This is a genomic window from Kitasatospora sp. NPDC059599 (assembly GCF_042735125.1).
Classification (GTDB): domain Bacteria; phylum Actinomycetota; class Actinomycetes; order Streptomycetales; family Streptomycetaceae; genus Kitasatospora.
The window spans coordinates 21,014-47,333 of the sequence record NZ_JBHWCL010000066.1 but is presented as its reverse complement, the minus strand read 5'-3'; the positions used below and the strand labels follow the sequence as shown (position 1 = coordinate 47,333).

Annotated in this window: 22 protein-coding genes and 2 pseudogenes; 8 read left to right on the top strand and 16 right to left on the bottom strand. The window is 73.7% G+C overall.

Features of this window, described 5'->3' with window-relative positions:
- Together ACFV04_RS23095 and purD are read right to left on the bottom strand one after the other, a co-directional pair.
- Positions 1–872 (bottom strand): annotated as a pseudogene (locus ACFV04_RS23095) (hypothetical protein); the annotation flags it as partial.
- Between the two features lie 580 nt (positions 873–1,452).
- Positions 1,453–2,730 carry a phosphoribosylamine--glycine ligase gene (gene purD, locus ACFV04_RS23090; protein WP_380531693.1) on the bottom strand — a complete coding sequence of 426 codons (1,278 nt, stop codon included), beginning with the start codon at positions 2,728–2,730 and terminating at the stop codon, positions 1,453–1,455.
- 368 nt (positions 2,731–3,098) lie between these two features.
- Between purD and ACFV04_RS23085 the strand changes: the two genes are divergently transcribed.
- Positions 3,099–3,884 carry an SLATT domain-containing protein gene (locus ACFV04_RS23085; protein WP_380337040.1) on the top strand — a complete coding sequence of 262 codons (786 nt, stop codon included), beginning with the start codon at positions 3,099–3,101 and terminating at the stop codon, positions 3,882–3,884.
- A 60-nt stretch (positions 3,885–3,944) separates the two neighbouring features.
- Here the strand turns inward: ACFV04_RS23085 and ACFV04_RS23080 are convergent, their stop codons facing one another.
- The 3 genes from ACFV04_RS23080 to ACFV04_RS23070 form a co-directional block, all read right to left on the bottom strand.
- Complete coding sequence (locus ACFV04_RS23080; RefSeq protein ID WP_380337042.1) at positions 3,945–4,592, bottom strand: hypothetical protein; 648 nt, start codon at positions 4,590–4,592, stop codon at positions 3,945–3,947.
- 114 nt (positions 4,593–4,706) lie between these two features.
- Positions 4,707–5,729: a GntR family transcriptional regulator gene (locus tag ACFV04_RS23075; protein WP_380337045.1), complete on the bottom strand. Its 1,023-nt coding sequence runs from the start codon at positions 5,727–5,729 to the stop codon at positions 4,707–4,709.
- 135 nt (positions 5,730–5,864) lie between these two features.
- Positions 5,865–6,662, bottom strand: coding sequence for a carbon-nitrogen family hydrolase (locus ACFV04_RS23070; RefSeq protein ID WP_360260101.1), 798 nt, complete (start codon positions 6,660–6,662; stop codon positions 5,865–5,867).
- 173 nt (positions 6,663–6,835) lie between these two features.
- Between ACFV04_RS23070 and ACFV04_RS23065 the strand changes: the two genes are divergently transcribed.
- On the top strand, positions 6,836–7,657 hold the full coding sequence (locus tag ACFV04_RS23065) for a maleylpyruvate isomerase family mycothiol-dependent enzyme (protein ID WP_380337049.1): 822 nt from the start codon (positions 6,836–6,838) through the stop codon (positions 7,655–7,657).
- A gap of 71 nt (positions 7,658–7,728) precedes the next feature.
- Here ACFV04_RS23065 and ACFV04_RS23060 read toward each other — a convergent pair whose 3' ends face one another.
- Positions 7,729–7,917 carry a hypothetical protein gene (locus tag ACFV04_RS23060; RefSeq protein ID WP_380531703.1) on the bottom strand — a complete coding sequence of 63 codons (189 nt, stop codon included), beginning with the start codon at positions 7,915–7,917 and terminating at the stop codon, positions 7,729–7,731.
- Between ACFV04_RS23060 and ACFV04_RS23055 the strand changes: the two are divergent.
- Together ACFV04_RS23055 and ACFV04_RS23050 are read left to right on the top strand one after the other, a co-directional pair.
- Positions 7,835–8,125 (top strand): annotated as a pseudogene (locus ACFV04_RS23055) (Bro-N domain-containing protein); the annotation flags it as partial. The gene ACFV04_RS23060 and the pseudogene ACFV04_RS23055 overlap by 83 nt on opposite strands.
- 227 nt (positions 8,126–8,352) lie before the next feature.
- Positions 8,353–8,625 carry a hypothetical protein gene (locus ACFV04_RS23050; protein WP_380531700.1) on the top strand — a complete coding sequence of 91 codons (273 nt, stop codon included), beginning with the start codon at positions 8,353–8,355 and terminating at the stop codon, positions 8,623–8,625.
- 60 nt (positions 8,626–8,685) lie between these two features.
- Here ACFV04_RS23050 and ACFV04_RS23045 read toward each other — a convergent pair whose 3' ends face one another.
- The 3 genes from ACFV04_RS23045 to ACFV04_RS23035 all read right to left on the bottom strand — a co-directional run bounded on the left by ACFV04_RS23045 (position 8,686) and on the right by ACFV04_RS23035 (position 13,053).
- Positions 8,686–10,038 (bottom strand): nitrate/nitrite transporter, encoded by a 1,353-nt coding sequence (locus ACFV04_RS23045; protein ID WP_380337217.1) that lies wholly within the window; start codon positions 10,036–10,038, stop codon positions 8,686–8,688.
- Between the two features lie 244 nt (positions 10,039–10,282).
- Positions 10,283–11,515, bottom strand: coding sequence for a M64 family metallopeptidase (locus ACFV04_RS23040; RefSeq protein ID WP_380337054.1), 1,233 nt, complete (start codon positions 11,513–11,515; stop codon positions 10,283–10,285).
- 314 nt (positions 11,516–11,829) lie between these two features.
- On the bottom strand, positions 11,830–13,053 hold the full coding sequence (locus ACFV04_RS23035) for a benzoate/H(+) symporter BenE family transporter (protein ID WP_360260090.1): 1,224 nt from the start codon (positions 13,051–13,053) through the stop codon (positions 11,830–11,832).
- 207 nt (positions 13,054–13,260) lie between these two features.
- Here ACFV04_RS23035 and ACFV04_RS23030 point away from each other — a divergent pair, with 207 nt between their 5' ends.
- Together ACFV04_RS23030 and ACFV04_RS23025 are read left to right on the top strand one after the other, a co-directional pair.
- A complete protein-coding gene (locus ACFV04_RS23030) occupies positions 13,261–14,208 on the top strand; it encodes a hypothetical protein (RefSeq protein ID WP_380531686.1) in 948 nt (315 codons plus the stop codon).
- Between the two features lie 222 nt (positions 14,209–14,430).
- A complete protein-coding gene (locus ACFV04_RS23025; RefSeq protein ID WP_380531683.1) occupies positions 14,431–15,414 on the top strand; it encodes a hypothetical protein in 984 nt (327 codons plus the stop codon).
- Positions 15,415–15,503: 89 nt separating this feature from the next.
- Here ACFV04_RS23025 and ACFV04_RS23020 read toward each other — a convergent pair whose 3' ends face one another.
- From ACFV04_RS23020 to pdhA, 3 genes are read right to left on the bottom strand one after another with little or no spacing between them, the layout of a single operon-like run.
- Positions 15,504–16,949 (bottom strand): dihydrolipoamide acetyltransferase family protein, encoded by a 1,446-nt coding sequence (locus ACFV04_RS23020; protein WP_380531680.1) that lies wholly within the window; start codon positions 16,947–16,949, stop codon positions 15,504–15,506.
- 15 nt (positions 16,950–16,964) lie between these two features.
- The gene (locus ACFV04_RS23015) at positions 16,965–17,939 is read right to left on the bottom strand and encodes an alpha-ketoacid dehydrogenase subunit beta (protein WP_380337069.1); all 975 of its coding nucleotides are present in this window, start codon (positions 17,937–17,939) and stop codon (positions 16,965–16,967) included.
- On the bottom strand, positions 17,939–19,093 hold the full coding sequence (pdhA, locus tag ACFV04_RS23010; RefSeq protein ID WP_380337072.1) for a pyruvate dehydrogenase (acetyl-transferring) E1 component subunit alpha: 1,155 nt from the start codon (positions 19,091–19,093) through the stop codon (positions 17,939–17,941). Before pdhA ends, ACFV04_RS23015 begins: the two co-directional genes overlap by 1 nt.
- Positions 19,094–19,519: 426 nt before the next feature.
- Between pdhA and ACFV04_RS23005 the strand changes: the two genes are divergently transcribed.
- Together ACFV04_RS23005 and ACFV04_RS23000 are read left to right on the top strand one after the other, a co-directional pair.
- Entirely contained in the window at positions 19,520–20,179 is a 660-nt protein-coding gene (locus ACFV04_RS23005) for a response regulator (RefSeq protein ID WP_380337076.1), read from the top strand.
- A gap of 64 nt (positions 20,180–20,243) precedes the next feature.
- Positions 20,244–21,344 (top strand): phosphotransferase, encoded by a 1,101-nt coding sequence (locus ACFV04_RS23000; protein WP_380337079.1) that lies wholly within the window; start codon positions 20,244–20,246, stop codon positions 21,342–21,344.
- Between the two features lie 5 nt (positions 21,345–21,349).
- On the opposite strand, the gene ACFV04_RS22995 is transcribed toward ACFV04_RS23000, so the two are convergent.
- The 4 genes from ACFV04_RS22995 to ACFV04_RS22980 all read right to left on the bottom strand — a co-directional run bounded on the left by ACFV04_RS22995 (position 21,350) and on the right by ACFV04_RS22980 (position 26,193).
- Positions 21,350–23,080, bottom strand: coding sequence for a protein kinase (locus ACFV04_RS22995; RefSeq protein WP_380531675.1), 1,731 nt, complete (start codon positions 23,078–23,080; stop codon positions 21,350–21,352).
- A gap of 113 nt (positions 23,081–23,193) precedes the next feature.
- The gene (locus tag ACFV04_RS22990) at positions 23,194–24,648 is read right to left on the bottom strand and encodes a protein kinase (RefSeq protein ID WP_380531673.1); all 1,455 of its coding nucleotides are present in this window, start codon (positions 24,646–24,648) and stop codon (positions 23,194–23,196) included.
- Positions 24,649–24,927: 279 nt separating this feature from the next.
- The gene (locus tag ACFV04_RS22985) at positions 24,928–25,536 is read right to left on the bottom strand and encodes a bacterial proteasome activator family protein (protein ID WP_360260077.1); all 609 of its coding nucleotides are present in this window, start codon (positions 25,534–25,536) and stop codon (positions 24,928–24,930) included.
- A gap of 297 nt (positions 25,537–25,833) precedes the next feature.
- A complete protein-coding gene (locus tag ACFV04_RS22980) occupies positions 25,834–26,193 on the bottom strand; it encodes a hypothetical protein (RefSeq protein WP_380531670.1) in 360 nt (119 codons plus the stop codon).
- Positions 26,194–26,320 lie beyond the last annotated feature (127 nt).

The following is a 26,320-nucleotide window of genomic DNA, read 5'->3' as shown; positions in this document are numbered from 1 at the left end:
AGCAGCCGGTCCCAGCCGGCGTAGGCGAGGCCGACCTGTTCCTGGGCGGCGATCCGCAGCCCGTAGTCGACCGTCCTGGCCTGCTCGGAGGCCCACGCCGCGACGGAGCGCTCCAGCTCGGCGGAGTGGCCGCGGCAGGCGCCGAGCAGTCGGCGGGTGATCCGGCGGGTGATCCGGTCGGCGAGGGCGGCCGGGCCGCGCCGCGGCGGCCGGGGCGGGGCCGCCAGGGTGCCGCCGCCGAGACCGGGGGCGGCACCCCGGCCGGAGTCCAGGCAGGCGTCCAGGCTGCGCAGGAAGCGGCGGGCGGCGGCGATCTCCGGGTCGGCGGAGGCGGCGCTGCCGGCCACCACGGGGGCGAGCAGAGCGCGCAGCTCGCCGGCCCGCATCCACCAGAGGAAGGGCGAGCCGATCACCAGCACCGGCGCGGGCGCACCGGGGTGCGGCCGCAGCGGGCCGGGGCGCCGCGGCGGGGGGACGTCCTCCAGCCAGCTGTCGCAGTCCGGGGTGAGGGCGACGGCGGAGGGCGCGGGGACGTCCAGCCGGCCGGCGAGTTCGTCGATCAGCCGGTACAGCTCGGGGGCCTCGGCGCGGTCCAGCGGGACGGCGGGGGTCCGGGGCGGCTCGGCCCGGCGCAGGGCGCGGGCGGTCAGCCCGGCGACCAGCAGGGTCAGCGCGGCGACGGCGCCCACCGCCCAGCGGGCGGCGTCCCAGCCGGCGGCGTCGGCCGCGCCGGGCGCGCCGATCCTGCCGGTGAACCGGCCCGCGAGCAGGACCACCGCCACGGCGGCGGGCAGGACGGCGGCGGCCCGGGCGAGGCCTCGGACCCGCAGGACCGCCTGGGCGTGAGCGCGCGCGGTGTCGACAGCGGCCATACGGTGCGGCACCCCCTTCGGAGTCCTCGGGTGCCCGGCTAGGGGCCCTGAGCCGACTCGAAACGATCGGTTCCGACCGGGAAGCGGAGGCGTCCGATCCCGGTAGTGCATGCTGCGTGGCGCTACTGACATTTTCGACGCCCCGGTGCGGGTGGTCGTTCCGGATCACCCCGGTTTCCACTCGTCCCGGTGACATCGCCCGGATTCCGGACGCCGACGACCGGTCCGGTGCGAAGCACCCGGCGACCGCCCGGCCGGACGCCGTCCAGCATCCCCCCGCGGCAGCGTCGCTACCCGGCGGCGCCCCCCGCGCGCGAGCCCCGCACGCTGCGATCCAGCGCACCATAAGGCCGTGCGCGTGGTTACGTCAGCCGGATGCGGGTGCTGTCACTCGATGGGCTGGAATCCGTCCGCCGAACGGTACGGCCGCCCCCGGAGCCGCTCCGGCCCCGAAACGCCGGGGGCGCTGCGTCCATGGGAGTTGGTTCCCACGGTCCGCAGCGCCCTCGGAGCGGTCCCGACGCGGTCCCGACGCGGTCCCGGAGCGATCCCGGATCCGCCTCGGCTCGGTCTGACTCCCCTACGCGGTGGCCGCCTTCAGCGCGATGTCGGTGCGGTGCTGGCCGCCCTTGAGGGAGATCCGGTCCACCGCGGCGTACGCGTGCCCGCGCGCCTCGGCCAGGTCCGCGCCGGTCGCGGTGACCGACAGCACGCGGCCGCCGGCGCTCAGCACCTGCCCGTCCTCGCCCGCCCTCGTGCCGGCGTGCAGCACGAACGCGGTGCCGTCCGCCTCGGCCTCGGCCAGGCCCTCGATCGGGTCGCCGGTGCGCGGCGCGGCCGGGTAGCCCTCGGAGGCGACGACCACGGTGACGGCCGCGCCCTCGTCCCAGCGCAGCGGCTCCAGCTGGTCCAGGGTGCCGGTGGCGGAGGCCAGCAGCACCGCGGCCAGCGGGGTGCGGAGCCGGGCCAGCACGACCTGGGTCTCCGGGTCGCCGAAGCGGGCGTTGAACTCGATCACCCGGGTGCCGCGCGAGGTGAGCGCCAGGCCCGCGTACAGCAGGCCGGAGAACTCGGTGCCGCGGCGGCGCAGCTCGTCCACGGTCGGCTGCAGGACGGTCTCCAGGACCTCCTCGACCAGCCCGTCGGGCGCCCACGGCAGCGGCGAGTAGGCGCCCATGCCGCCGGTGTTGGGGCCCTCGTCGCCGTCCAGCGCGCGCTTGAAGTCCTGCGCGGGCTGCAGCGGGACCACGGTGGTGCCGTCGGTGATCGCGAACAGCGAGACCTCGGGGCCGTCGAGGTACTCCTCGATGACCACGCTCCCCCGGCCCTGACGGCCGGGAGGTGCCCCCATGCAGGACGCGGCGTGCGCCAGCGCGGCCTCGCGGTCGGAGGTGACCACGACGCCCTTGCCGGCGGCGAGGCCGTCGTCCTTGACCACGTACGGGGCGCCGAAGGCGTCCAGCGCCTCGGCGGCCTCCGCGGCGGTCGTGCAGACGTAGGAGCGGGCGGTGGGGACGCCGGCGCCGGCCATCACGTCCTTGGCGAAGGCCTTGGAGCCTTCGAGCTGGGCGGCCGCGCCGGACGGGCCGAACACCGGGATGCCGGCCGCGCGCACGGCGTCGGCGACGCCGGCGACCAGCGGGGCCTCCGGGCCGACCACGACCAGGGTGGCGCCGAGCCGCTCGGCCAGCCCGGTGACCTGGGCACCGTCGAGCTGGTCGACCGGGTGGACCGTCGCCACCTGTGCGATCCCGGCGTTGCCCGGGGCACAGTGCAGCTCGGTCACGGCGGGATCTTGGGACAGAGAGCGGCACAGGGCGTGTTCGCGGGCGCCGCCGCCGATGACGAGGACCTTCACGCCTCGGAAGCCTAGTCGGTGGCCTGTTCAGGCCGCTCTCCGGTCCCGTCGGATCGTCCAGGAGAAGAGCTCCGTACGCCGACGATCCAGGAGGATCCTCCAAGCCCGGAGGGGTCCGGAGCGCGCTGGGTGTCCGGGTCACGACCACGGGTCACCGGCCCCTCGCTCGGACGGGTGAAATCCCGCCGACCCCCGCAACCCGCTCACCTCGGGTTCCGATGGCCGAAACCGGTAACGATCAACCGGGAAGCTTCCCCACGGTCAGCCATTTGGCGGTAAGAAGTGCTGTTGGACAACCACCGGCAGACACCACGTCAGCCGATGCGCCGACAGACCCAGCCGCCCGCCCGCCACAGGGAGCCCCACAGGTGAGCCAGCCGGAAATGCAGCCCGAGGAGAGTGCCTGGGGCAAGGAGATCGGCGAGGAGGACCCGCCCGCCGCCGCCGTGGTCCGCCGGGCCCCGACCCGCCACCACACCGACCTGAGCACCCGCCAGTTCCCGCTCGGGGACTGGGGTGAGCCGGCCGAGCGGCTGGAGGAGCTCTACCGGTGGTCCGAGGAGCGGGCGGTGGAGGCCATCGAGTGGTACCGCCGGGACCGGGTCTGGAAGCGCCGGTGGGCGCGCCTGCTGCGGTTCGGCACGGCCGGCTTCGCGGTGGGCGGGGTGACCGCCCCGCTGGTCGACCTGGCCGGCGGCTTCGCGCACGGCACCGGCTGGGGCTACGTCGGCCTGGCGCTCTCCGCCGCCTGCTACGGCGCCGACCGGGCCTTCGGCCTCACCTCCGGCTGGATGCGGGACGTCTCCACCGGACAGGCCCTGCAACGCCGCCTGGAGGCCTTCCAGTTCGACTGGGCGTCGGAGTGCGTGCGCGAGGTGCTCGGCCCCACCGAGGGCACCGCGGGCGAGGCCGCCGAGCGCTGCCTGGGCGTGCTGCGCCGGTTCTGCGAGGACATCTCCGACATGGTCCGCACCGAGACCTCGGAGTGGATGCTGGAGTTCCGCGCGTCGATGACCCAGCTGCCCACCCAGACCCCGGGGAGCTGGGGCGGACGCTCCGAGCCGGGGGTGGGCGCCCAGGTGCGGGTGCTGCCGCCGCCGGGCACCCGGCCCACCATGCCGCGCCAGCGGCCGCCGGAGGGGCCGCTGCGGTAGGGCGCCGCGGGCGGGCAGCCACTGCGGGCGGCGTCGGCGGGCGGGCGGGCCGGCCGGGCGCTACGCGAAGACGATCATCGAGCCCTGGGTGACGCTCCTGGTCGCCGCCGCGTACAGGCCCGACCAGGCGTGCCGCTCCCGGGCGAAGGGGTGCACGTCGTCGATCGGCGGCCCGAAGGGCTGTTCCAGACCGGTCGGGCCGAGCGGCCGGGTCGGGTCCGGCGGGTTGAGCGGGTCGATGCCCAGCGCCGGTGCCACGGCCTGCAGTTCGCGCAGCAGTCCGTGGCTGGAGCCGAGCGGGCCGCCGGAGGCCAGCAGCGCGTCGTCCACCAGCGGCACCGCGAACTCGACCGGCACGTACGCACCCGCGTGGTCGAAGTGCCAGACCAGGTGCGACTGTTCGGCGCTGCTCTCGAACATCTCCAGCAGCTGCTCGTAGTCGCCGCCGAGCGCGTCGACCGGGGTGATGTCCAGACCGGTGAGGCCCAGCAGGAAGGCGCGGCGCAGGAAGTGCAGCGAGTCGTAGTCGAAGGCGGCTATCGGCTCGACCGCGCCGCTGATGCCCGGGACGTACTCGTAGACCGGCACCTCGGGCAGCCCGCGCGAGGCCAACACCGTGTTGTAGAGGGCTAGATCGTCCCGGAAGGGGTTGTCGGGGCTGTGGCTCAGCACGTCCACCAACGGGACGAGCCAGAGGTCGCAGGCCATGGCCGGCAGTTCCTCTCCGGGCGGCGGGGGATCGCCCTCGGGGCGGGGCGACGACGGGGGGGTCGGTACCCGGACGGCCCTTTCGCGGGGCCCCCGGTCCGATGCCCGACCACCCTACCGGCCCGGGGCGGCGTGCGGGCCGGGCCGTCCCTGCGGGGCCTCGGGGGGCGGCGCGGACAGCCGACGGCCGAACCGGCCGTACGGCACCGAGCGCGGCTGCGGCACCAGGCCGAGGCCCAGTCCCAGCTCACGGCCCAGTTCGCGGCCGACCTCGTCGCCGCGCGGGGGCCGCTCGGCGCGGGCCGCACCGGGCTCGGCGGCCGGTCCCGGCGGGGGCCCGGGCAGGGGCTCCGGGGCCGACGGCCCGCCGGGGCCCGGCGGCTCCGGCGGCGTCTGCGGTCCGGTGGTCTCGGCGAGCAGCCCGAGCACCGTCACGGACTCCAGCGGCTGCCCGGCCAGCTCGGCCAGCAGCCGGGCGGTGTACAGGTTGTACTCGCAGATGATCCGGTGCGCGCCGGCCAGGTCGTGCGCCTCGATCGCCCCGACCAGCTCCGGGTGGCGGTCCCAGCAGACCCCGGCCAGGCTGGGCATCTCCCGCAGGTAGGGGGCGGCGAACATCCAGGACTGCACCCGCAGCCAGTCCAGGTACTCGGCGATCCGGCGGTTGCCGAGCAGTCCGGCGACCTCCTGCCAGAACCTGCGGTCGCAGCCCACCATCACGTCCAGGTTCCCGGCCCGGGCGGCCCGGACGGCCGCGTCGGCCCGGCGGTGCAGCGAGGGCAGCCGGCTGAGGTCGGGCAGGGCCCGGCGGGTGACGAACTGGCGGTGGAAGCTGTCGGTGAGCAGCACCCGGGACTCGAAGATCTCCAGGAAGTCGTCCCAGCACAGCTCGGGCACCGTGAAGCCGCGGTGGTGCTCGGCCCGCAGCAGCCCCTGCGCGCCGAGGTCGACCAGCGCCTCCCGGGCCGGGGTCGCGGAGACGCCGTACAGCTCGGCGATCTCCTTGACGGTGAAGTTGCGGCCGGCCGCCAGGCGGCCGGCCATCATCTCCTCCCGCAGCGCACCCGCGATCTGCTCGCGCAGGCTGTTGCGCTGGATGACGGGGCGGGGGGCGTCGCCTGCGCCGTTGACGGGCATGGGCGCGACCTCCTCGGGCGGTCCTACCGTGCCGGCCCTCTTGGGCCGACGGGAACACGACGAGTGCTCATCTTCTCAAACCCGCCCGGGCCGGGTCCGAACCAACCCTCCCGAACGCCGCCCGCCCGGCCCGGATCAGCGCTGGACCGGCGCCGGGATCCCCAGCAGGCGGTCCCGCAGCACCGGGAAGTCCGCACGCGCCGCGGCCACCTCGGCCGGGTCGAACTCGACCGTCAGCACCTCCTCCTCCGTCCCCGCCTCGGCCAGCACCCGGCCCCACGGGTCCACCACGATGCTGTGCCCGGCCTGCTCCACCCCCGCGTGCGTCCCGGCGGTGTTGCACGCCAGCACGAAGGCCTGCTCCTCCACCGCCCGGGCCCGGGCCAGCAGCGTCCAGTGCTCGCGCCGCCGGGCCGGCCAGGCCGCCGGGACCACCAGCAGCTGCGCACCGGCGTCCAACAACGCCCGGAACAGCTCCGGGAAGCGCAGGTCGTAGCAGGTGGCCAGGCCCAGCGTGGCGAAGTCGGTGGGCGCGGTGACGATCTCCTGACCGGCGCCCATCACCACCGCCTCGCCACTGTCGAAGCCGAAGCGGTGGATCTTGCGGTAGGTGTGCACCAGCTCGCCGTCCGGGGCGAACAGCATCGAGGTGTTGTAGATCGGCCCGTCCGGGTCGCGCTCGACGATCGAACCGGCGTGCAGCCAGACCCCGGCAGCCCGGGCGGCGGCCGCCATCGCGTCCGAGGTGGGCCCGTCCAGGCCCTCCGCGCCGTCCGACCAGAGGTCGTACGCGAAGCCGCCGAGCGGCCACAGCTCCGGCAGCACCACCAGGTCGGCGCCCTGCTGCGCCCGGACCAGCGCCGCCGCCCTGGCCCGCCGCTCGGCGGGCGGCTCGGCGTCGGAGACCGCGAGTTGGATCAATGAAGCGCGCACAGTACCACCGTCCACGGCAATAGACCTACGATCGTCACCCGAAAGCGCTGCCCAGCTGTCCCCCGGCAGCGTAACGTGCGGTTAGCGTGCGCGCCCGGAAGCCGGACCATCCCGGTCGGCGGTGACGGCGGGGCGCGGACGGCAAGGAAGCTGACGGAGGGCCGGAGATTCCCGTGACGGACAACCAGACCGTGCAGGCTTACACGGAGGCGTGGGCCCAGAGCATCGAGTCCATATCGGAGCTGGTCGCCCCCCTCCCCGAGGGCTCCTGGAACCGGGCCACCGAGTGCCCCGGCTGGTCCGTCCGGGACGTCGTCTCACACGTCATCGCGGTCGAGTCCGAGCTGCTCGGCGACCCGCGCCCGATCCACTCGCTGCCGCGTGACCTCCGTCACGTGACCACGGAGTTCGCCCGCTACGTCGAGCTGCCGGTCGACAAGCGCCGCTGCCACACCGCGCTGGAGATGACCGGCGAGCTGGAGTACACGATCATCCGCCGCTCCCGGGCGCTGCGGAACGCCAAGCAGACGCCCTCCGAGCCGGTGCGCTGGCCGGCCGGGCCGCTCGCCCGGGACGTCCCGTACCACGAGCTGCTGCGGATGCGGGCCTTCGACGTCTGGGCGCACGAGCAGGACCTGCGCCGGGCCCTGGACGCCCCCGGCAACCTGGACGCCCCGGCCGCGCTGATCGCCCGGGACCTCCTGCTGGAACTGCTGCCCAAGGCCGTCGCCAACAAGGCCGGCGCCCCGGCCGGGACGGCCCTGGTGCTGGACGTCACCGGCCCGGTGGAGTTCCTGCGCACCGTCCGGGTCGACGCCACCGGCCACTGCACCGTGGACGAGTCGATCAGCCTGGCCCCCGACGTCCAGCTCACCATGGGCTGGGAGACGTACGTCCGGCTCGCCTGCGGCCGCGGCCGGCCGGGACCGGTCTCCGTCGAGGGGGACAAGGAGCTGGCCGAGCGGGTGCTGGCGAACTTCTCGGTCACCATCTGAGCTCCGGCCCCCACCACCCGGCGTGCACGCACCACCGCACGCCGGGTCGGCACCACTCGTGCGTCCATGCGTCAACCCGGCACCAGCCACCTCACCTGTTCGGCCTCGTTGTTCCCGGCGGTCCTGCCATCACCCGGAAGAACGAGGAGCAGTCCCGTGGACGACGAACAGAGGACGATGGTGCTGGTGCGGTCGAGCTTCCCGGTCACCGGGCAGCCGATCAGAGTCGTGATGATCGACGGGGAGCCGTGGTTCGTCACGACGGACGTGTGCCGGGTCCTCGGCCGCGGCAACCCGACGGACGCCGTCAAGGTGCTGGAACCCCACCAGCACCTCGTCGTCGACCTTCGATCGGTAACCCTTGTTCGGAACAAGGGTTACAACGTTTCCGCAGGTCAGAAAGCCTACCGGCGGGGGAATCCACTACTCGGCGTCGTCAGTGAAGCCGGTCTGTACGGCCTCCTGATGAGGTCGGACAAAGCCGCTTCCAGGCCGTTCCGGGAGTGGGTCACCGACGACCTCCTGCCCTCCGTCCGCCGCGGGGACACCGACGTCCCGACCCAGCAGCGGAGGATGGCGGAGACCCTGGCCGAGGCGATCGGACAGCAGGTGGAGGTCATCGCCGAACTCGATCGCGAGGGTTGGCCCCGGGTCTACCGCGGTCCGACGGGACCGTGCACTGCAAGCACGGGGAGATGCGCTTCGACGTACCGACACGCGAGGACGACAGCGGCCCGCCCTTCGGCGGCTACTTCTCCTGTCCGAGTGTCGAGCGGGTCGGCATCAGGGGTGGCACGGCCGTCCCGCGGTGCTCGAAGGTCAAGATCGTGGATCTGGTCCGCATGCTCGTCCTGGCACCTGCACCGCTCCCTGTCGGTGACGGACCGCTGACCGTGGAGCTGCACGGCGCGCGGATCCTCGGAACGGCCCGGCAGATTTCGGACCTGATGCGCGAGTACGGCCGCTGAGCCGCGTGCGCATGCTCTCGGAAATTCCGAGGGCCTGCGCATGTCCGCAGGTCGGAAACCCTACGCCCCGGCCGCCGCGACCTTCCGGCGCAGCCGCAGGATCATCGCCGCGCCCACCGCCAGCGGGACGTACTGCCAGCAGAACGCCCAGCGGAAGGCGGTCGCCGAGTACGACCCGGCGCCGTCCGGGGAGAGCGCGTCCAGCAGCACGCCGATGCCGAACAGCGTGATCATCGTGCCGATGAAGCCGCCCATGTTGACGATGCCGGAGGCGGTGCCGAGCCGCTCCGGGGGGTTCCCCGAGCGCGCGTAGTCCAGGCCGACCAGCGAGGCCGGGCCGTTGCTGCCCATCACCAGGATGATCCCGACCAGCAGCCAGGTCGGCGGGTGCCCACCGGGCCAGGACAGCACCAGCGCCCAGCCGAGCGCGGTGGTCACGATGACGGTCAGCACGATCGGCATCCGGGCACGCGCCGTGGCGGAGAGCAGCCGCCCGAAGACGAAGCCGAAGGTCATGTTGCTGAGCACCAGCAGGGTCAGCAGCCCGCCGGCGCCGGCCCGGGACATCCCCTGCGCCTCGACCAGGTAGGGCAGGCCCCAGAGCAGGCCGAAGGCGTTGCCGGGGAACTGGGTGGTGAAGTGCACCCACAGGCCCAGCCGGGTGCCCGGCTCCCGCCAGCAGGCCGCGACCTGTCGGCGGAGGCCCGGCCGGTCGCGCCGCTCCACCGGCCGCACCGGGGCTGCCGGCGCGGCCGACGCCTGCGGCGCTTCCGGGGCTCCGTGGTCCGGTGACTCCCGGAGGAACAACGCGACCAGTGCGAACACGGCGACGCCGAGCAGCGCGATCGCGGCGAAGGTGGGGGTCCAGCCCTCGCTGTGCAGCGCCTGCGCCAGCACCACGGTGGTGACCAGGTTGCCACCCATCCCGGCCAGACCGGTCAGCTGGGCCACGAACGGGTTCCGGGCCGCCGGGAACCAGCGGGCGGCGATCCGCAGCACGCTGATGAAGGTCATCGCATCGCCGCAGCCGAGCACCGCCCGGGAGGCCAGCGCGGGGGCGAAGGAGGAGCTGAACGCGAAGGCCAGCTGTCCGGCGCTCAGCAGTACGACCCCGAGCAGCAGCACCCGGCGCGGGCCGAAGCGGTCCACCAGCAGACCGACCGGGATCTGCATGGCCGCGTAGACCAGCACCTGGAGGATCGAGAAGGTGGAGAGCGCCGAGGCGCCGATGCCGAAGCGGTCGGCGGCGTCCAGGCCGGCCACGCCGAGGCTGGTGCGGTGGATGACGGCCAGGACGTAGACGCTGACGCCGACGGACCAGGCCAGCCAGGCCGCGCGACCGCCGGGCGGTGCGGGGGCGGGTTCGTGGACGGCCGGGGGCTCGGCGCCGGGCCGGGGAGCGGAGGCGGACAGGGGTGCTGCTGGACTGGCGGGCTCCACGGTCATAGTGCGACCAGGTTAGTCATCCCATGATGGGAGGCCCAGGGCGGGGTTCGGTCGCCCCGGGGCGCACCCGCGACCCCCCGGGCCCGCGGATCCGCCGGTGCGTTCCCCCGGCTCCCCGACCCCGGCCCGGCCCCGGAACGCGGACGCCCCGACCCGGCCCGGCCCGGCCCGGTTGCGGAACGCGAACGCCCCGGCCCGGTCGCGGCCCGCTTCAGCCCGTCAGGGTCCAGGACACCGAGCGGGTCATGAAGCGGTCCCGGAAAGCCTCGTCCCGCACCCAGTCGGTGGTGTCCCGGACGGTCGCCGTCACGGTGGCCGTCCGGCCCGGAGCCACGTCCAGCTGCGCGGTGTCCAGCCAGGAGCCGTCGGCGGACTGCGGTGTCACCGGGACGCCGTCCACCTTCCACTCCACCTTCAGCTGCCGCGGCCCGGTCAGCGGCAGCGGCCGGACGTCGAGCCGGGGCCGCCCCGTCACCTCGCCGGGCGCCGGGTGCGGGGCGTCGGTCGGGCGGATCTTGCGGTACAGCTCCTCGATGATCGCCTCGCGCGAGGGCAGGTTGTAGGCACTGCCCAGGGTCCGCATGACCGAGTCCTGGGTCGGCCGGTAGAGGCCGTTGGCGCTGCGGTACGCCCCGACGACGCCGGCGCCGTCCGGGGACACCGCACCCAGCCAGCGCCACCACTTGGTCTGCTTCCTGCGCATGTCGTCGGCGTTGAGGGCGGAGAGGTTCGGGTAGTCGGCGTCGTCGGGGGCGCTGTCGTACTCGTCGCCGAGGTCCCCCACGGTGTGCCCGATCTCGTGCTGGATGATCCGCCCGGCGTCCTGGCTGCCGCCCGCCAGGGTGGTCACCCCGGTGCCGCCGGCGCCGCCGTACTCGGTGGAGTTGGCCAGCGCTATCAGGTACTGCGGCCCGGCGCCGTCCCCCGCGTACCGGGCGGTGGCGGCCTCGTCGGCGCAGAGCAGCCGGGCGGTGCCCTCGCACCAGAAGTGCATGCCGAGCGGGGTGGCCGGGTTGCGGCCGCGGCTCTCGCTCTCGGCTATCCCGGAGGACGGGGAGACCACCTCGACCCGCCTTATGTTGAAGAAGCCCTGGTAGGTGCGGAAGGGCTCGATGTCCATCAGCGCGTGCCAGGCCCTGTCGGCCTGCTGGTGGAACAGGTCCTGCTCGCCGGTCGTGTAGCCGTCGCCGAGCAGGACCAGGGTGATCCGGTTGGCCGGGTCCCCGGTGCGGCGTATGTCGACGGTCGGGGCGGCCGCGGGTATCCGCTGGTCGGCGCGGAGCGCGGTGTGCGGCGGCACCGCCCGGTCGGCGGGGGCCCCCGGCCCGATCACGCCGAACGGCGAGGGGCCGGCCAGTTCCAGGGCGGCGGGGAGCAGGGCGGTGGACACCAGCACGAGCGCGGCCAGACTCCGAACGAGACGGCCAGGGTTGCCAGACGGCATACGGGTGCGTCCTCGGGGTTCCGGTCACCCGGCGTCGCCCGGGTGGTGGAGCGGAGACGTACCCGGACCGGCGTGTCGCCCCCACCGGCGGACGCAAATGTCACCGACCTGGCCGAACGATCCGCATCCTCCCAGCCGTGCGGGTCATACCAATCATCAACCCTCACGGCTCCGGCACCGGTTCCGCCCGGCGACCCCGGCACCGTTTCCGCCCGCGACCCCGGCACCGTTCCCCCGTACGGATCCCGCCGCGCTCCCGGTACCCCGCCCTCAGCGATCCGCCGCCGCGCCCTCAGCGATCCCCCGCCGCCGCCTCAGCGCTTCCGGAAGCCGAGCACCAGATGGGTGCCCAGCCCGAAGAGCAGTCCCCAGAAGGCCGAGCCGATCCCGAACAGGCTCATCCCCGAGGCACTCGCCAGGAAGGTCACCACCGCCGCGTCCCGTCCGCGCTCCTCCGCGACCGCCGCGGCCAGGCTCCCCTGCAGCGAGGCCAGCAGCGCGACCCCGGCGATCACCGCGATCAGCTCCTTCGGCAGCCCGGTGAACAGGCTCACCAGCACCCCGCCGAAGCTGCCCACCAGCACGTACAGCACGCCCGAGGACATCCCCGCGACGTACCGGCGGCGCGGGTCCGGGTGGGCCTCCGGGCCCGAGCAGATCGCCGCCGTGATCGCCGCCAGGTTCACCCCCGGCGAGCCGAACGGCGCCATCAGCACCGACACCGCACCGGTCGAACCGATCAGCAGCCGGTCGTCCGCCCGGTAGCCGAACGCGCGCATCACCCCGAGGCCCGGCGCGTTCTGCGAGGCCAGCGCGACGATCGTGAGCGGCAGCGCCAGCCCCACCAGCGCCGACCAGGAGAAGGCCGGCACGGTCAGCACCGGCACGGTCGGCCCGCCCTGCCCCAGGTGCGGTGACAGCCCGACGGTGAGCGCCGCCAGCACGCCGCCGACCAGCAACGCGACCGGCACGGCGTACCGCGGCGCGAACCGCTTGGCCAGCAGGAAGGCCGCGAAGCTGCCCAGCACCAGGGCCGGAGCACTGTGCACGGCGCCGAAGATCCCGGCGCCGAAGGAGAACAGGATGCCGGCGAGCATCGCGTTCACGATCCCCACCGGCACCGCCGCGATCAGCCGGCCGAACCAGCCGGTCACCCCGAACAGCGCCACCACCACCGCGCTCACCAGGAACGCCCCGACGGCCTCCCGGTACGGGTAGTCGCCCAGGCTGGTCACCAGGAGCGCGGCCCCGGGGGTGGACCAGGCGGTGATCACCGGTGTCCTGGTCCACCAGCTCAGCGCGAAGCCGCTCACCCCGCTGCCGATCGCCACCGCCCAGATCCAGGACGCGGTGTGCGCCGTGTCCAGCCGGCCGGCGGACGCCGCCGCGAGCACCACCACCAGCGGTCCCGAGAAGGACACCGCGACGCACACCAGTCCGGCCAGCAGCGCCGGCCCCGACACGTCCCGCCGCAGCGACCGACGTTCCCCGCTCTCGACCGGCGTCGTCTCCGGTCGGATCGTCAGCTCATCCGTCATCCCGGCAGTATCCCGAAGCACCCCTGCGAAGGCTCCCGAAAAAGTTTTTGAACCCACCTGCAACCCCCGCCGGGGATGCGCGTCCATACAGATGAAGGCACGGAGAGCGAGACCGGCAGAGCCGGGGGGCGCTTCCGCTCGACAGGAGCGGGGCCGGTCACCTTCACACCACACACCGTCAGTCACATGACCCTGGGGAGTCACGTCATGCGCACGCCCGTTATCACCCGTTTTGCGAAGAACGACCGCGCGCTCTCCGGCCGCCGCCGCATCGCCGTCCTCGCCGCCACCACCGTCCTCGCCGGCGGCATCCAGTTCCTCGCCACCGACAGCGCCTGGGCCTGCGGCGCACCGGACGTGGCGGCCACGTCGACCCGCACCGCCCAGACCGCCCCGGCCGTCCAGCACAAGGGCACGGTCGAGAACGGGTTCTTCATGACGCCGTCCCTGGCCATCACGGCCGGCGGCTCGAAGGTCGAGATCCCGGTCGAGGTCGTCAACTTCACCGGCGCCCCGTACCGCGCGGTCACCCCGGCGCTCGCGCTCTACAACGAGAAGGGCGCGCCGCTGCGCACGCAGGACCTGACCGTCGAGGTGGGCGGCCCCAAGGGCTGGGAGAAGGTCTCCCTCGTACGCGGCTGCGACCCCAACCTCTACGCGGTCGGCAAGCACAGCGAGCCCCTGGCCGACGGCCGGGCCGCCCACTTCACCTTCCGGGTCGGCCTCTCCGCCAAGGCCCCCGCCGACCTCCACGAGATCCGGGTCGGCCTCGCGGCGAACACCGAGGGCGGCGAGCACGCGCCGTGGGTCTTCAAAACCATGTCCGTGTCGTTCCCCGCGTCGAAGCCCCAGCAGCCCACCGCCACCGCGAAGCCGACCACCCCGGCCAGGACCGCGAAGCCCGCCGAGCCCGCGAAGCCCGCCAAGCCCGCGCCCACCAAGGCCGCCGAGCCGGCCGCCGACCACACCCCGGCCAAGGCGCCCGCCGCGACCCCCACCGCCGCACCGGCCACCACCGCGCCCGCCGGCACCCCCGAGCTGGCCCAGACCGGCGCGTCCGGCACCGACACCTTCCTCGCCGTCAGCTCCGCCGCCCTGCTCGCCCTCGGGGCCGGCGTCCTGCTCGCCGTCCGCCGGCTCCGCCACCAGCGCTGACCGGCGCTGACCGCCATCCGAGGGGGCCGAACGGACCTCGGCCCCCTCGGGCGAAAAAAAACCTCGAACCACCTGCAACCCCCGCCGGGGATGCGCGTCCATACAGATGAAGGCACGGAGAGCGAGACCGGCAGAGCCGGGGGGCGCTTCCGCTCGACAGGAGCGGGGCCGGTCACCTTCACACCACACACCGTCAGTCACATGACCCTGGGGAGTCACGTCATGCGCACGCCCGTTATCACCCGTTTTGCGAAGAACGACCGCGCGCTCTCCGGCCGCCGCCGCATCGCCGTCCTCGCCGCCACCACCGTCCTCGCCGGCGGCATCCAGTTCCTCGCCACCGACAGCGCCTGGGCCTGCGGCGAGGAGGTCGGCGGCACCACCGCCGTCACCGCCCCTGCCGCCCCGACCGCCAAGCACGACGGCAACTACAGCATCGACTTCCACATGACCCCGGACGGCCAGACCATCACCGCGGGCGGCGCCAAGGTCGAGATCGGCGTCGGCGTCACCAACTTCACCGGCGCCCCGTACCAGAACGTCTCCGCGGCGCTCGCGCTGTTCAACCCGAAGGGCGGCCTCCGCAGCGAGGACCTCACGGTCGAGGTCGCCACCGCCGGCGGCTGGAAGCCGGTCGGCCTCCGCCACGGCTGCGACCCGACGCTCTTCACCGTCAACTCCCCCGCCACCACCACCGCGCGCCTGGAGAACGGCCGGGCCGCCAACTTCATGTTCCGGGTGGGTATCTCCGCGAAGGCGCCGAAGGACCTGGCCGACCTCCAGGTCGGCCTGGTCGCCGCGGCCCCCGGCTTCCCGGACGAGATCGGCGAGAGCCACACCTTCCACGTCGCCCGGACCGCCGAGCCCGCCAAGCCCGCGCCGACCACCCCGGCCAAGCCCGCCAAGCCCGCACCGACCACCCCGGCCAAGGAGACCAAGAAGGCCGAGCCCGCCGCCGACAAGACCCCCGCCAAGGCCCCCGCCAAGGCCGCCGAGCCCGCCAAGGCCCCCGCCGCCGCTCCCGCCACCCCGGCCGAGATCCCGGCCACCACCACCCCGGCCACCACCGCGCCGGCCGGCACCCCCGAGCTGGCGCACACCGGCGCCTCCTCCACCAACACCTTCCTCGCCCTCTCCTCCGCCGTGCTCCTCGCCCTCGGAGCCGGCGCCCTGATCGCCGTCCGCCGACTCCGTCCCCAGCGCTAGTCGACGAACGGGAAGGACGAAGGGGCCCCTCCTCCGCACGGCGGTGCGGAAGAGGGGCCCCTTCGTCGTCACTCAGGACCTGCGGGCCGTCAGCCCCAGGTGATCAGGCGCTTCGGGTACTCCAGCAGGGCGGCCACGTCGGCCAGCACCTTGGAGCCCAGCTCCCCGTCCACCAGGCGGTGGTCGAAGGAGAGCGCCAGCGTCGTCACCTGACGCGGGACGACCTTGCCCTTGTGCACCCACGGCAGTTCCCGGACCGCACCGAAGGCGAGGATGGCGGCCTCACCGGGGTTGAGGATCGGGGTACCGGTGTCGACGCCGAAGACGCCGACGTTGGTGATGGTGATCGTCCCGCCCTGCATGTCGGCCGGCGAGGTCTTGCCCTGGCGGGCGGTCTCGACCAGCTCGCCGAGCGACACGGCCAGCCCCGAGAGGGTCTTGGCGCCGGCGTCCTTGATGTTGGGGACGATCAGGCCGCGCGGGGTGGCCGCGGCGATGCCGAGGTTCACCTGGCCCCTGATGACGATCTCCTGGGCCGCCTCGTCCCACTGGGCGTTGACCTCGGGGTGCCGCTTCACCGCGGTGAGCAGCGCCTTGGCGACCAGCAGCAGCGGGCTGACCCGGACGTCCCGGCCCAGCTCGCCGCTCTCCTTGAGCCGGCGGACGAACTTCATCGTGCGGGTCACGTCGACCTGGACGAACTCGGTGACGTGCGGGGCGGTGAAGGCCGAGGCCACCATCGCCTGCGCGGTCGCCTTGCGGACGCCCTTGATGGGCACCCGGACATCGCCCGTGCCGGACACCGGCAGCGGCGCCACGACCGGCTCGGCCACGACGGCCGCGGCGGTCTCGGCCACGGGGGCGGCCGGCGCCGCCGGAGCGGCCTGGGCCGCGGCGTGCGCGTGCACGTCCTCGCGGGTGATCACGCCGTCCCGGCCGGTGGGGGTCACCGCGCGCAGGTCGACACCCAGGTCCTTGGCCAGCTTGCGGACCGGAGGCTTCGCCAACGGCCGCTCCCCGGCGGGCAGGTCGACCGGCAGCGCCGGAGCAGCCGGGGCCGCCGGAGCGACCGGAGCCGCCGGAGCGGGCACGGCCGGGGCCGGCGTGGCCGCGGTGACCTTGGTGGTGGTCGTCCGCCGGGCCCGGCGCTGGCTGCCGCCGGTGCGCGGGCCGTACCCGACCAGCACCTCGCGGCGCTCGGGCTCGGCCTCCTCGGCGGGGGCCGGGGCGGCCGGAGCGACCGCTGCGGGGGCGGCCGGAGCCGCGGCGCCCGCCTCCCCGGCGACCGCGATCGAGATGATCACGGTGCCCACGTCGACGGTCGCGCCCTCGGGGAAGTGCAGCGCCTCGACCACCCCGTTGAACGGGATGGGCAGCTCCACCGCGGCCTTGGCGGTCTCCACCTCGCAGACGACCTGCCCGTCGGTGACGGTGTCACCGGGCTTGACGTACCAGCTGAGGATCTCGGCCTCGGTGAGGCCCTCGCCCACGTCGGGCATCTTGAACTCGCGGAGCGAGCGAACTTCGGTGGTCATCTTCGCTCCCCGGTATCAGTACGCGAGCGCGCGGTCGACGGCGTCGAGCACGCGGTCCAGGTCGGGGAGGAAGGCCTCCTCGACGCGGGACGGCGGGTACGGCGCGTAGTAGCCGCCGACCCGCAGAACCGGTGCCTCCAGGTGGTAGAAGCACTTCTCCGTGAGCCGGGCGGCCAGTTCGGCGCCCATGCCCAGGAAGACCGGTGCCTCGTGCACCACGACGGCCCGACCGGTGCGCTTGACCGACTCCTCCAGGGTGGTGAAGTCCACCGGGGAGAGCGAGCGCAGGTCGACGACCTCCAGCCGGCGGCCGTCCTCCTCGGCGGCCGCGGCGGCCTCCAGGCAGACCTTGACCATCGGGCCGTACGCGATCAGCGTCGCGTCGGTGCCGGGCCGGACGATCCGGGCGTCGTGCATGCCCAGGTCGGCGGCGTCACCGACCTCGCCCTTGTCCCAGTAGCGGCGCTTGGGCTCCAGGAAGATGACCGGGTCGTCGGACTCGATCGCCTGCCGCAGCATCCAGTGCGCGTCGTGCGCGTTGGAGGGGGTGACCACGCGCAGACCGGCGGTGTGCGCGAAGTACGCCTCGTGCGACTCGCTGTGGTGCTCGACCGCGCCGATGCCACCCGCATAGGGGATGCGGATGGTGACCGGCATCTTGACGTGACCGAGCGCGCGGGCGTGCATCTTCGCCAGCTGGGAGACGATCTGGTCGAAGGCCGGGTAGACGAAGCCGTCGAACTGGATCTCCACCACCGGGCGGTAGCCGCGCAGTGCCAGGCCGATCGCGGTGCCGACGATGCCGGACTCGGCGAGCGGGGAGTCGATCACCCGGTCCTCGCCGAAGTCCTTCTGCAGGCCGTCGGTGATCCGGAAGACGCCACCGAGCTTGCCGATGTCCTCGCCCATGAGGAGGGTCTTCGGGTCGTTCTCCAGCGACTTGCGCAGCGCCCCGTTCAGCGCCTTCGCGATGCTCAGCTGACCGGCCATCAGAGGTTCTCCCCCGCCTCGAAGGACGCCGCGTACTCGACGTACTCGGCCCGTTCCTCATCGACCAGTGCGTGCGGCTCGCTGTATACGTGGTCGAAGATCAGGGTCGGGTCCGGGTCCGGCATGCCGCGCACGCCCTCGCGCACCCGCAGCCCCAGCTTCTCGCTCTCGGCGTCGACGGCGGCGAAGAACTCCTCGTCGGCCAGGCCCTCCTTCTCCAGGTGGGCCCGGAGCCGGGTGATCGGGTCCTTGGCCTTCCAGGCCTCGGTCTCCTCGGCGTGCCGGTAGCGCGTGGGGTCGTCGGAGGTGGTGTGGGCACCCATCCGGTAGGTGAAGGCCTCGATCAGCACCGGGCCGTTGCCGTTGCGGGCGTGGTCGAGCGCCCAGCGGGTGACCGCGAGGCAGGCCAGCACGTCGTTGCCGTCGACCCGGACGCCGGGGAAGCCGAAGCCGGAGGCGCGGCGGTACAGCGGGATCTTGGTCTGGGTGGTGGTGGGCTCGGAGATCGCCCACTGGTTGTTCTGGCAGAAGAACACGACCGGCGCGTTGTAGACCGAGGCGAAGGTGAAGGCCTCGTTGACGTCGCCCTGGCTGGAGGCGCCGTCGCCGAAGTACGCGATGACCGCGTCGTCGGCGCCGTCCTTGGTGATGCCCATCGCGTAACCGGTGGCGTGCAGCGTCTGCGAGCCGATCACGATGGTGTACAGGTGGAAGTTCTTCTCGTTCGGGTCCCAGCCGCCGTGGTTCACGCCGCGGAACATGCCGAGCAGGTTCAGCGGGTCGACGTCGCGGCACCAGGCCACGCCGTGCTCGCGGTAGGTGGGGAAGGCGTAGTCGCCGGTGCGCATGGCACGGCCGGAGCCGACCTGGGCGGCCTCCTGGCCGAGCAGCGAGGCCCACAGGCCCAGCTCGCCCTGGCGCTGCAGTGCGGTGGCCTCGCCGTCGAACCGGCGCACCAGCACCAGGTCGCGGTAGAGGGCGCGCAGCTCCTCGGGAGTGGTGGTGAGGGGGTAGTCCGGGTGCTCGACACGCTCGCCTTCCGGCGTGAGCAGCTGGACGAGTTCCGGCTGGGCGTCCTTACCCGTGGCGCGGAGGGTGTCAGGAACAGCGGGGGCCGCCTTCTTGCGAGCCCTCGCCGTGCTTTTGACGGTCACGTTCACTCCTCGGTCTGTCCGGCCGCCCGGGGTCGCCGGTGACCGGTCCGGTCACCGCCTCGCGGGGCGCGCGTGGGTGTGCGCACCTACTGCGGGGCAGGTGGTGATCCTGTTCCGACGGCGTCCCTCACGAGAACGTTACCCAGCGTCCGCCCCTGGCGCGCTTGCGCTAGGACGTCCTACTTGTTCAGGGCCTACAACCCCGAGGGTGCCGCGCTCGGACCGCCGTCGGAAGGGTGGGGGTGACGGGCGACGTGACGCAGCTCTCAATCCGAGCGCCTTCAGGACACCAGCGCACGTTATCCGGGCGGACGCCCGTACGTAAGGGGGTTCTCGGTATCGGTTTCGGATGGGTCTGGCCGGATCACGTCTTTACGCCGGTGCGAGCGATAGGTCTTTCCTACGGTGATATGGGAGGCTTTGGACGTGGCTGATAACGGACGAATCAGGGTATTCCTGCTCGATGATCACGAGGTCGTCCGGCGGGGCGTGCACGACCTGCTCTCGGTCGAGGACGACATCGAGGTGGTCGGCGAGGCCGGGACGGCCGCCGAGGCGATCACCCGGATCACTGCGGTGCACCCCGACGTCGCGGTGCTCGACGTCCGGCTGCCGGACGGCAACGGGGTCGAGGTCTGCCGCGAGGTCCGCTCCAGGCTGCCGGAGATCAAGTGCCTGATGCTGACCTCGTTCTCGGACGACGAGGCGCTGTTCGACTCGATCATGGCCGGCGCCTCCGGCTACGTCCTGAAGGCGATCCGCGGCACCGACCTGATCACCGCGGTCCGGGACGTCGCGGCCGGCCGCTCGCTGCTCGACCCGGTCGCCACCAGCCGGGTGCTCGCCCGACTGCGCGACGGCGGCGAGAAGGAGGACGAGCGACTGTCCCAACTCACCAAGCAGGAGCGGCGGATCCTCGACCTGATCGGCGAGGGGATGACGAATCGTCAGATCGGCAACGAGTTGCACCTGGCCGAGAAAACGGTGAAGAACTACGTCTCCAGTCTGCTCGCCAAGATGGGCATGGAGCGACGCACCCAAGCGGCCGCCTTCGTGGCGCGGCACCAGGCCGACCACCAGTACTGACCCAGGGCTGCACAGTCCTGACGGTTTGTCAAGGACCCCCGCTGAGGGGCCATACCCTCTGGCTGTGACTTTCAGCCAGACCCTCGCCTGCGCCCCGGCCCGTCCCGACCTCTCCGCACCGCCGATGGGGACCCTCAGTCCGCCCGTCCCGCACACCGCGCTCGCCGAGGTCCTGGCCCGTTACCGGGTGGGGCGCCTGTCGACCGCCGAACCGGTCGCCGAAGGCCTGCTGAACCGGGGGTACCGGGTCACCACCGAGGCCGGTTCGTACTTCCTGAAGTGCTACGTCGACACCGCCACCGCCAGCCGTCCGAAGATCCTCGCCCACCACCGCGCGATGGCCGCGCTGAACACCCTCGGACTGCCCGTCGCACCCCCGCTGGCCTGCGCCGAACGGTCCGGCACGGTGGCCGGCTGGGGAGGGCGGCTGTTCGCGCTGTTCCCGTGGACGGACGGCCGGCACCGGCACGGCAGCGAGCTCGACCTCCCGCAGTGCGAGGCGCTCGGCGCGCTGCTCGGCCGGCTGCACGGCGCGCTCGACGACATCTGCGCCCCCCTGGATCCGCCCGCCGGCTACCGCAGCGCCGACCCCGCGGACAGCGCCGACCTCGCCCGCGACCTGCGCGGCCGCGCCCGTGCGCACCGCCCGCACGGGGAACTGGACGCGCTGGTCGAGCAACGGCTCACGGAACGGCTGGAACTGCTCGCCGAGCACGCCCACCGCCGCCCGGTCCCGCTGGCCGCCCCGCCCACCGGCTGGACCCACGGCGACTTCCACGGCCTCAACCTGCTGTACGACGACGGCCCGGCGGGCGGGCGGGTGAGCGCCGTCCTGGACTGGGACAAGCTCGGGCCGCAGCCGCGCGCCGAGGAGGCCGTCCGGGCCGCCACCCTGCTCTTCAACGACCGGGCGTCCGGCGTCCTGGACCTGGTCCGGGTCCGGCGCTACTCACAGGCCTACCGGGCCTCCGGCGCCGCCACCGCCGAGCACCTGGCCGCAGCCGCCCACCGGGTGTGGTGGGAGCGGCTGAACGACTTCTGGATGCTGCAGTGGCGCTACCAGCGGGCCGACCACCGGGCCGACCCGCTCTACCCCGGCTCGGCCGGGCAGCTGGCGTGGTGGTGCCAGGAGTACGAGCAGGTCCTGGACGCCTTCGCCAACTGACCGGGTCAGGGGGTCTGCGTCCCCGTCGGCTTCGGGTCCGGCTTCGGCGGCGGGTTGCTGGGCGTGCCGCCACCGCCGCCCGAGGTCGGCGTCGTCCCTCCGGTCGGCCCGCCGGTCGAGCTCGCCGACGCCGACATCGACGACGTGTGACTGGGCGTCGTCGTCGGCGACGGCGTCATGGTGTGCTTGCCCGAACCCGGCGACGGCGACATGTTGGTGCCGTTGTTCCCGGTGTTGTTGCCGCTGTTGTTGTTGCCGGGCTCGGTCGGCTGCTGCGGCTTCTTGCTGTTGGAGAGCGAGGGCTGCGGGCTCGGCAGCCCGCTCTGGGCCGGCGTGGTGGGCTCGGGCGTGCTGACCACCGGCGCGGGGGTCGGGGGCAGCACGTGGTCCCTGGTGACGTCGTTGCCGACGCCGTTGAGCGCGATCGCGATACCGGCACCGGCCGCGACCAGCACGGCGATACCGCCGGCCACCCAGGCCCACGGCCCGCGCCGCCGGCGGTACCCGTCGTCGTGGCCGTCGTCGTCGCCACCGCCGTACCCGCCGCCGGCCGCCGAGTAGGACGAGGCGGGGGTGTGCGGGCCGTTCCCGCCCGGGTAGGGCAGCGCGGAGGTCTGGTCGCCCGGGTGGACCACACCGAAGGCCGCGGTGGCCGCCGCCTGGTCCGGCCGGAGCACCTGGGTCGCACCGGTGTCGCCGGCCGCGCCGACCCAGCCGGCCCCGGCGGCGCCGTGCATCTCGCGCAGCGCGTGCTGCAGGTGGGCGCGGAACTCGTCGGCGTCCTGGAAGCGGTCGTCCGGGTTCTTGGCGAGCGAGCGCAGCACCAACGCGTCGAGGCCGACCGGCACCCGGCCGTTGGCCTGCGAGGGCGGCACCGGCGGGTCCTGGACGTGCTGGTAGACCACCGAGAGCGGGGTGTCGCCGGTGAACGGCGGACGCAGCGTGAGCAGTTCGAACAGCATGCAGCCGGCCGCGTACAGGTCGGAGCGGTGGTCGACCGGCTTGCCGAGCGCCTGCTCGGGCGAGAGGTACTGCGGGGTGCCCATGACCATGCCGGTCTGGGTCATCGTGGTGGCGCCCCCGGTCAGCGCCCGGGCGATGCCGAAGTCCATCACCTTGACCGCGCCGGTGGTCGTGATGATCACGTTGGCGGGCTTGATGTCGCGGTGGACGATGCCGTGCCGGTGGCTGTAGGCGAGCGCCTCCAGCACCCCGGCGATGATGATCAGTGCCTGGTCGACCGGCGGCGCGTCCTCGTCCGCCAGCAGCTCGCGGACGGTCCGGCCCTCGACCAGCTCCATCACGATGTACGGCGTGGACTCGTCCCCGACGTACTCCTCGCCGGTGTCGTAGACCGAGACGATGGAGTGGTGGTTGAGCGCCGCGACGGCGTGTGCCTCGCGGGTGAAGCGCAGCCGGGCGACCTCGTCCTGAGCCAGTTCGCCGCGCAGCAGCTTGACGGCGACGGTGCGGCCCAGCCGCACGTCCTCGGCGGCGAAGACCTCGGCCATGCCGCCGCGGCCCAGCCGGTGGGTCATCCGGTAGCGGCCGTCACCGACGGTGCCCAGCGGTGCGGCACTGCCGCGACCGGGGGTGTGCGGGCCTCCGGCGCCGAAGGCGGGCGGCAGCGCCGAGGTCGCGGCCTCGCTGCCGGGCTCCGGGATCCTCGGCGTCCCGCCGGTCCGGCCGGCCGCTCGGGCACCCGCGTCGTCGTCCGGCTGCTGCGTCTGTGCCATCGCTCCTCGCCCCGGGCGTTCGCTCGGATCGCGGTGCCCTGTCGCTTACGTATTCCCCGAACGCTACCGCCTCCGGGAAGCGCACGTGGCATGCCCGAACCGGCCGGAAACCGTCAGAGCAGGCCATTCCGGTCGGCCGGGAGGTCGACCACCAGCACGTTCGCCGGGCGGTCGGCGTGGCTGAACTTGCCGCCGGTCTTCTTGTCGGCGTTGTCGACCACGATCGCGATGATGATGCCCGCGAGCACCAGCACGCCGATGATGATCCCGACCACGACCACGACCGTCGAACAGCCTCCGCCGCCGGGCGCCTTCGGCTGCTGGTACGGCGGCATCTGCTGCGGCGGCGGGGTGTGCGCCTGCTGCGGCCCCCCTTGCTGGAGGTACTGCGGGTGCGGCGTGTGCGGGGCCTGCGGACGCGGCGCCTGGAAGGCGGGCGGCGGGGTCTGGTACTGCTGCTGCCCCTGCTGGAGGTACTGCGGGTGCGGCGTGTGCGGGGCCTGCGGACGCGGGGTCTGGTAGGCCGACGGCGGGGTCTGGTACTGCTGCTGCTGCCCCTGCTGGAGGTACTGCGGCTGCGGCGTGTGCGGGGCCTGCGGGGCCTGCGGGGCCGCGTGCACCGAACGCGGGCCCTCGTTGATCACCAGCGGGGTGCTGGCCTGCAGCTTGTGCCCGCTGCCGCCGCCCTTGGCGGCCTCGATCAGCCGCTCCGCCTCGTCCCGCATCGCCGCCGCGCTCTGGAACCGGTGCGCCGGGTCCTTGCGCAGCGCCTGGGCGACGAAGGCGTCCACCTCGGGGGGCAGCGAGCGGTTGAGCGTGGAGGGCGCCGGCGGCTCCTCCTGGACGTGCTTGTAGGCGATCGAGAACGCCGAGTCGCCGTCGAAGACCAGCTGGCCGGTGATCATCTCGAAGAGCATCACGCCGACCGAGTACAGGTCGGAGCGGGCGTCCACCGGCTTGCCGAGCGCCTGCTCGGGCGAGAGGTACTGCGGGGTGCCGACCACCATGCCGGTCTGGGTCATCGACGTCACGCCGGACTCCAGCGCCCGGGCGATGCCGAAGTCCATGACCTTGACGTTGCCCTTGCGGTCGAACATGACGTTGCCGGGCTTGATGTCGCGGTGCACCAGGCCCATGTCGTGCGAGGCCTCCAGCGCGTTCAGCACGCCGACGGTGACCCGCAGGGCCGCCTCGGTCGGCATCGCGCCGTACTGGCCGATCGCCTCGTTGATCGCCTCGCGCAGGCCCTGGCCGTCGATCAGCTGCATGACGATGTACGGCGTGCTGGAGCCGTCCGGGGCGACGTCCTCGCCGCTGTCGTACACCGTGACGATGTTCGGGTGTTCCAGCCGGGCCACCGCCTGGGCCTCGCGGCGGAACCGCTCCTTGAACGAGTCGTCCCGGCCCAGCTCGCTGTGCATGCTCTTCAGCGCGACCTGCCGGTCCAGCACGCTGTCGTAGGCGAGGTGCACGGAAGCCATGCCGCCCTCGCCCAGCAGCCGCTGCAGCACATAGCGGCCGTTGCCCAGGGAGAAGCCCTCGACCGCCGCGTTGCCGTGCTCGCTCATGGTCCTCTGCTCCCCCTCGGCGCGGGCGTGCTGCCGCATCCGTGACGTTCGGTCTCGGCCGTGCGTGGTGGGCCCGGCCCGCTGGCCCGGCGGACCCCTGTCGCGGCGGCTCGACCGGCCTGCGACAGGGGTCAGGGTATCGGCTCGCGCCGACGGTGATCGGCCCAGGGCCGTTCCGGGGCCCGGGCGGGCGGCTCCGGATCCCGGCGGCACGGCCCGGGACGGATCGTCGTGGTACGTCCGGTCCGGCGGACCGCCCGGCCGCACCGGCGGGTACCGCTACAGGTACGGACCGGAGCGGATGCCGCGGCCGTGGCCCGGCTCGTCCTCGTCCTGGTCCCCTCCGTGCAGGCCCGGCGGCAGCGCCCGGCGCATCTGCTCCAGCTGGGCCCGCGCCGCCATCTGCTGGGCGAACAGCGCGGTCTGGATGCCGTGGAACAGGCCCTCCAGCCAGCCGACCAGCTGGGCCTGGGCGATCCGCAGCTCGGCCTCGGTCGGGATGCTGTCCTCGGTGAACGGCAGCGACAGCCGTTCCAGCTCGGCGACCAGCTCCGGGGCCAGACCGAGTTCGAGCTCCTTGATCGAGCTCGCGTGGATGTCCTTCAGCCGGGCCCGGCTCGCCTCGTCGAGGGGAGCCGCCCGGACCTCCTCCAGCAGCTGCTTGATCATGCTGCCGATGCGCATGACCTTGGCGGGCTGCTCGACCATCTCGGTCACCGGGAGCTCACGCGGCACGTCGCCGTCGTCGTCCCCCACCGGGGCGGTGAACCCCGGGCCCACCGGCATCCCGTCCGGTCCGACGATCAGCACCTTCTGGCCGTCCTGCGGCTGCCCGCCGGCCGCCTGGTAGGGCTCCTGCGACGAGCGCTCGTTCATCGGATTCGTCATGAACAACATTCTCTCTCACTGGGGTTGGTCGGGCGGAAGCCCCCGTTCGTCCCGCCGTCCTGCGCCACCCGTGACGAAGGTACGCCTCCGCGCGCCGCGCGGGAATCCGTACGGGTACTCAGATCACGCGGCCCGCGCACCGACCGCCCGTCCCCGCCCACGCCCACGGAACCCGCACCGAACCTCCACCCCCTCCGGCGCGCCGCGGCCCGCGGCGGCTCCCCGTCCGCGGGCCGGCCATCCCGCGGGTCGGTCCTCCCGCAGGTCAGTCCTTCCGCAGGTCAGTCCTTCCGCGGGTCAGTCCTTCCGCAGCCTCAGGCCGATCAGCCCCAGGCCGCAGCCGATCAGGCCCAGGCCGACGCCCAGCGGGAGCTGGGTGGTGGAGGCGTCCTGCCAGCGCGCGGGCAGGACGAGGGGGATGCCGACGGCCGCGACGGCCTGCCCGGAGGCGGCCGTGACGGCGTCCGGCGCCGCGGCGTCGCCGGGGGCCGCCGGGTCCGGGGTGCCCGGGTCGGCGTCCGACCGGTCGGCCTCGGCGCCCTGGTCCGGGGCCTGCTCGGGAGCCCGGTCCGGGGCCTGGTCGGGGGCCTGGTCCGGGGCCTGGTCGGGAGCTCGACCGGGGGCCTGGTCGGCCGTCTGGTCCGGCGCCTGTTCCACGGTGGCGCCGGAGCGTTCCGGCAGCGACGCCGGGCGGTGCCGGAGCGACCGCGGGAAGTCGTCGACCTGGTGCGGACGGGGCGCCGGGTGCTGCGGCGGCGCTGCCGCCGGCCTGGGCACGGACGCC

Bases quoted from the DNA above. Each gene is read 5' to 3' on its own strand.
- ACFV04_RS23015 (WP_380337069.1), bottom strand. From the start codon at position 17,939: ATGGCCGGTCAGCTGAGCATCGCGAAGGCGCTGAACGGGGCGCTGCGC.
- ACFV04_RS22995 (WP_380531675.1), bottom strand. From the start codon at position 23,080: ATGGCACAGACGCAGCAGCCGGACGACGACGCGGGTGCCCGAGCGGCC.
- ACFV04_RS22990 (WP_380531673.1), bottom strand. From the start codon at position 24,648: ATGAGCGAGCACGGCAACGCGGCGGTCGAGGGCTTCTCCCTGGGCAAC.
- ACFV04_RS23030 (WP_380531686.1), top strand. From the start codon at position 13,261: ATGCGCACGCCCGTTATCACCCGTTTTGCGAAGAACGACCGCGCGCTC.
- ACFV04_RS23075 (WP_380337045.1), bottom strand. From the start codon at position 5,729: ATGCCCGTCAACGGCGCAGGCGACGCCCCCCGCCCCGTCATCCAGCGC.
- ACFV04_RS23020 (WP_380531680.1), bottom strand. From the start codon at position 16,949: ATGACCACCGAAGTTCGCTCGCTCCGCGAGTTCAAGATGCCCGACGTG.
- ACFV04_RS23025 (WP_380531683.1), top strand. From the start codon at position 14,431: ATGCGCACGCCCGTTATCACCCGTTTTGCGAAGAACGACCGCGCGCTC.
- ACFV04_RS22985 (WP_360260077.1), bottom strand. From the start codon at position 25,536: ATGACGAATCCGATGAACGAGCGCTCGTCGCAGGAGCCCTACCAGGCG.
- ACFV04_RS23035 (WP_360260090.1), bottom strand. From the start codon at position 13,053: ATGACGGATGAGCTGACGATCCGACCGGAGACGACGCCGGTCGAGAGC.
- ACFV04_RS23080 (WP_380337042.1), bottom strand. From the start codon at position 4,592: ATGGCCTGCGACCTCTGGCTCGTCCCGTTGGTGGACGTGCTGAGCCAC.
- ACFV04_RS23050 (WP_380531700.1), top strand. From the start codon at position 8,353: ATGCGCTTCGACGTACCGACACGCGAGGACGACAGCGGCCCGCCCTTC.
- ACFV04_RS23040 (WP_380337054.1), bottom strand. From the start codon at position 11,515: ATGCCGTCTGGCAACCCTGGCCGTCTCGTTCGGAGTCTGGCCGCGCTC.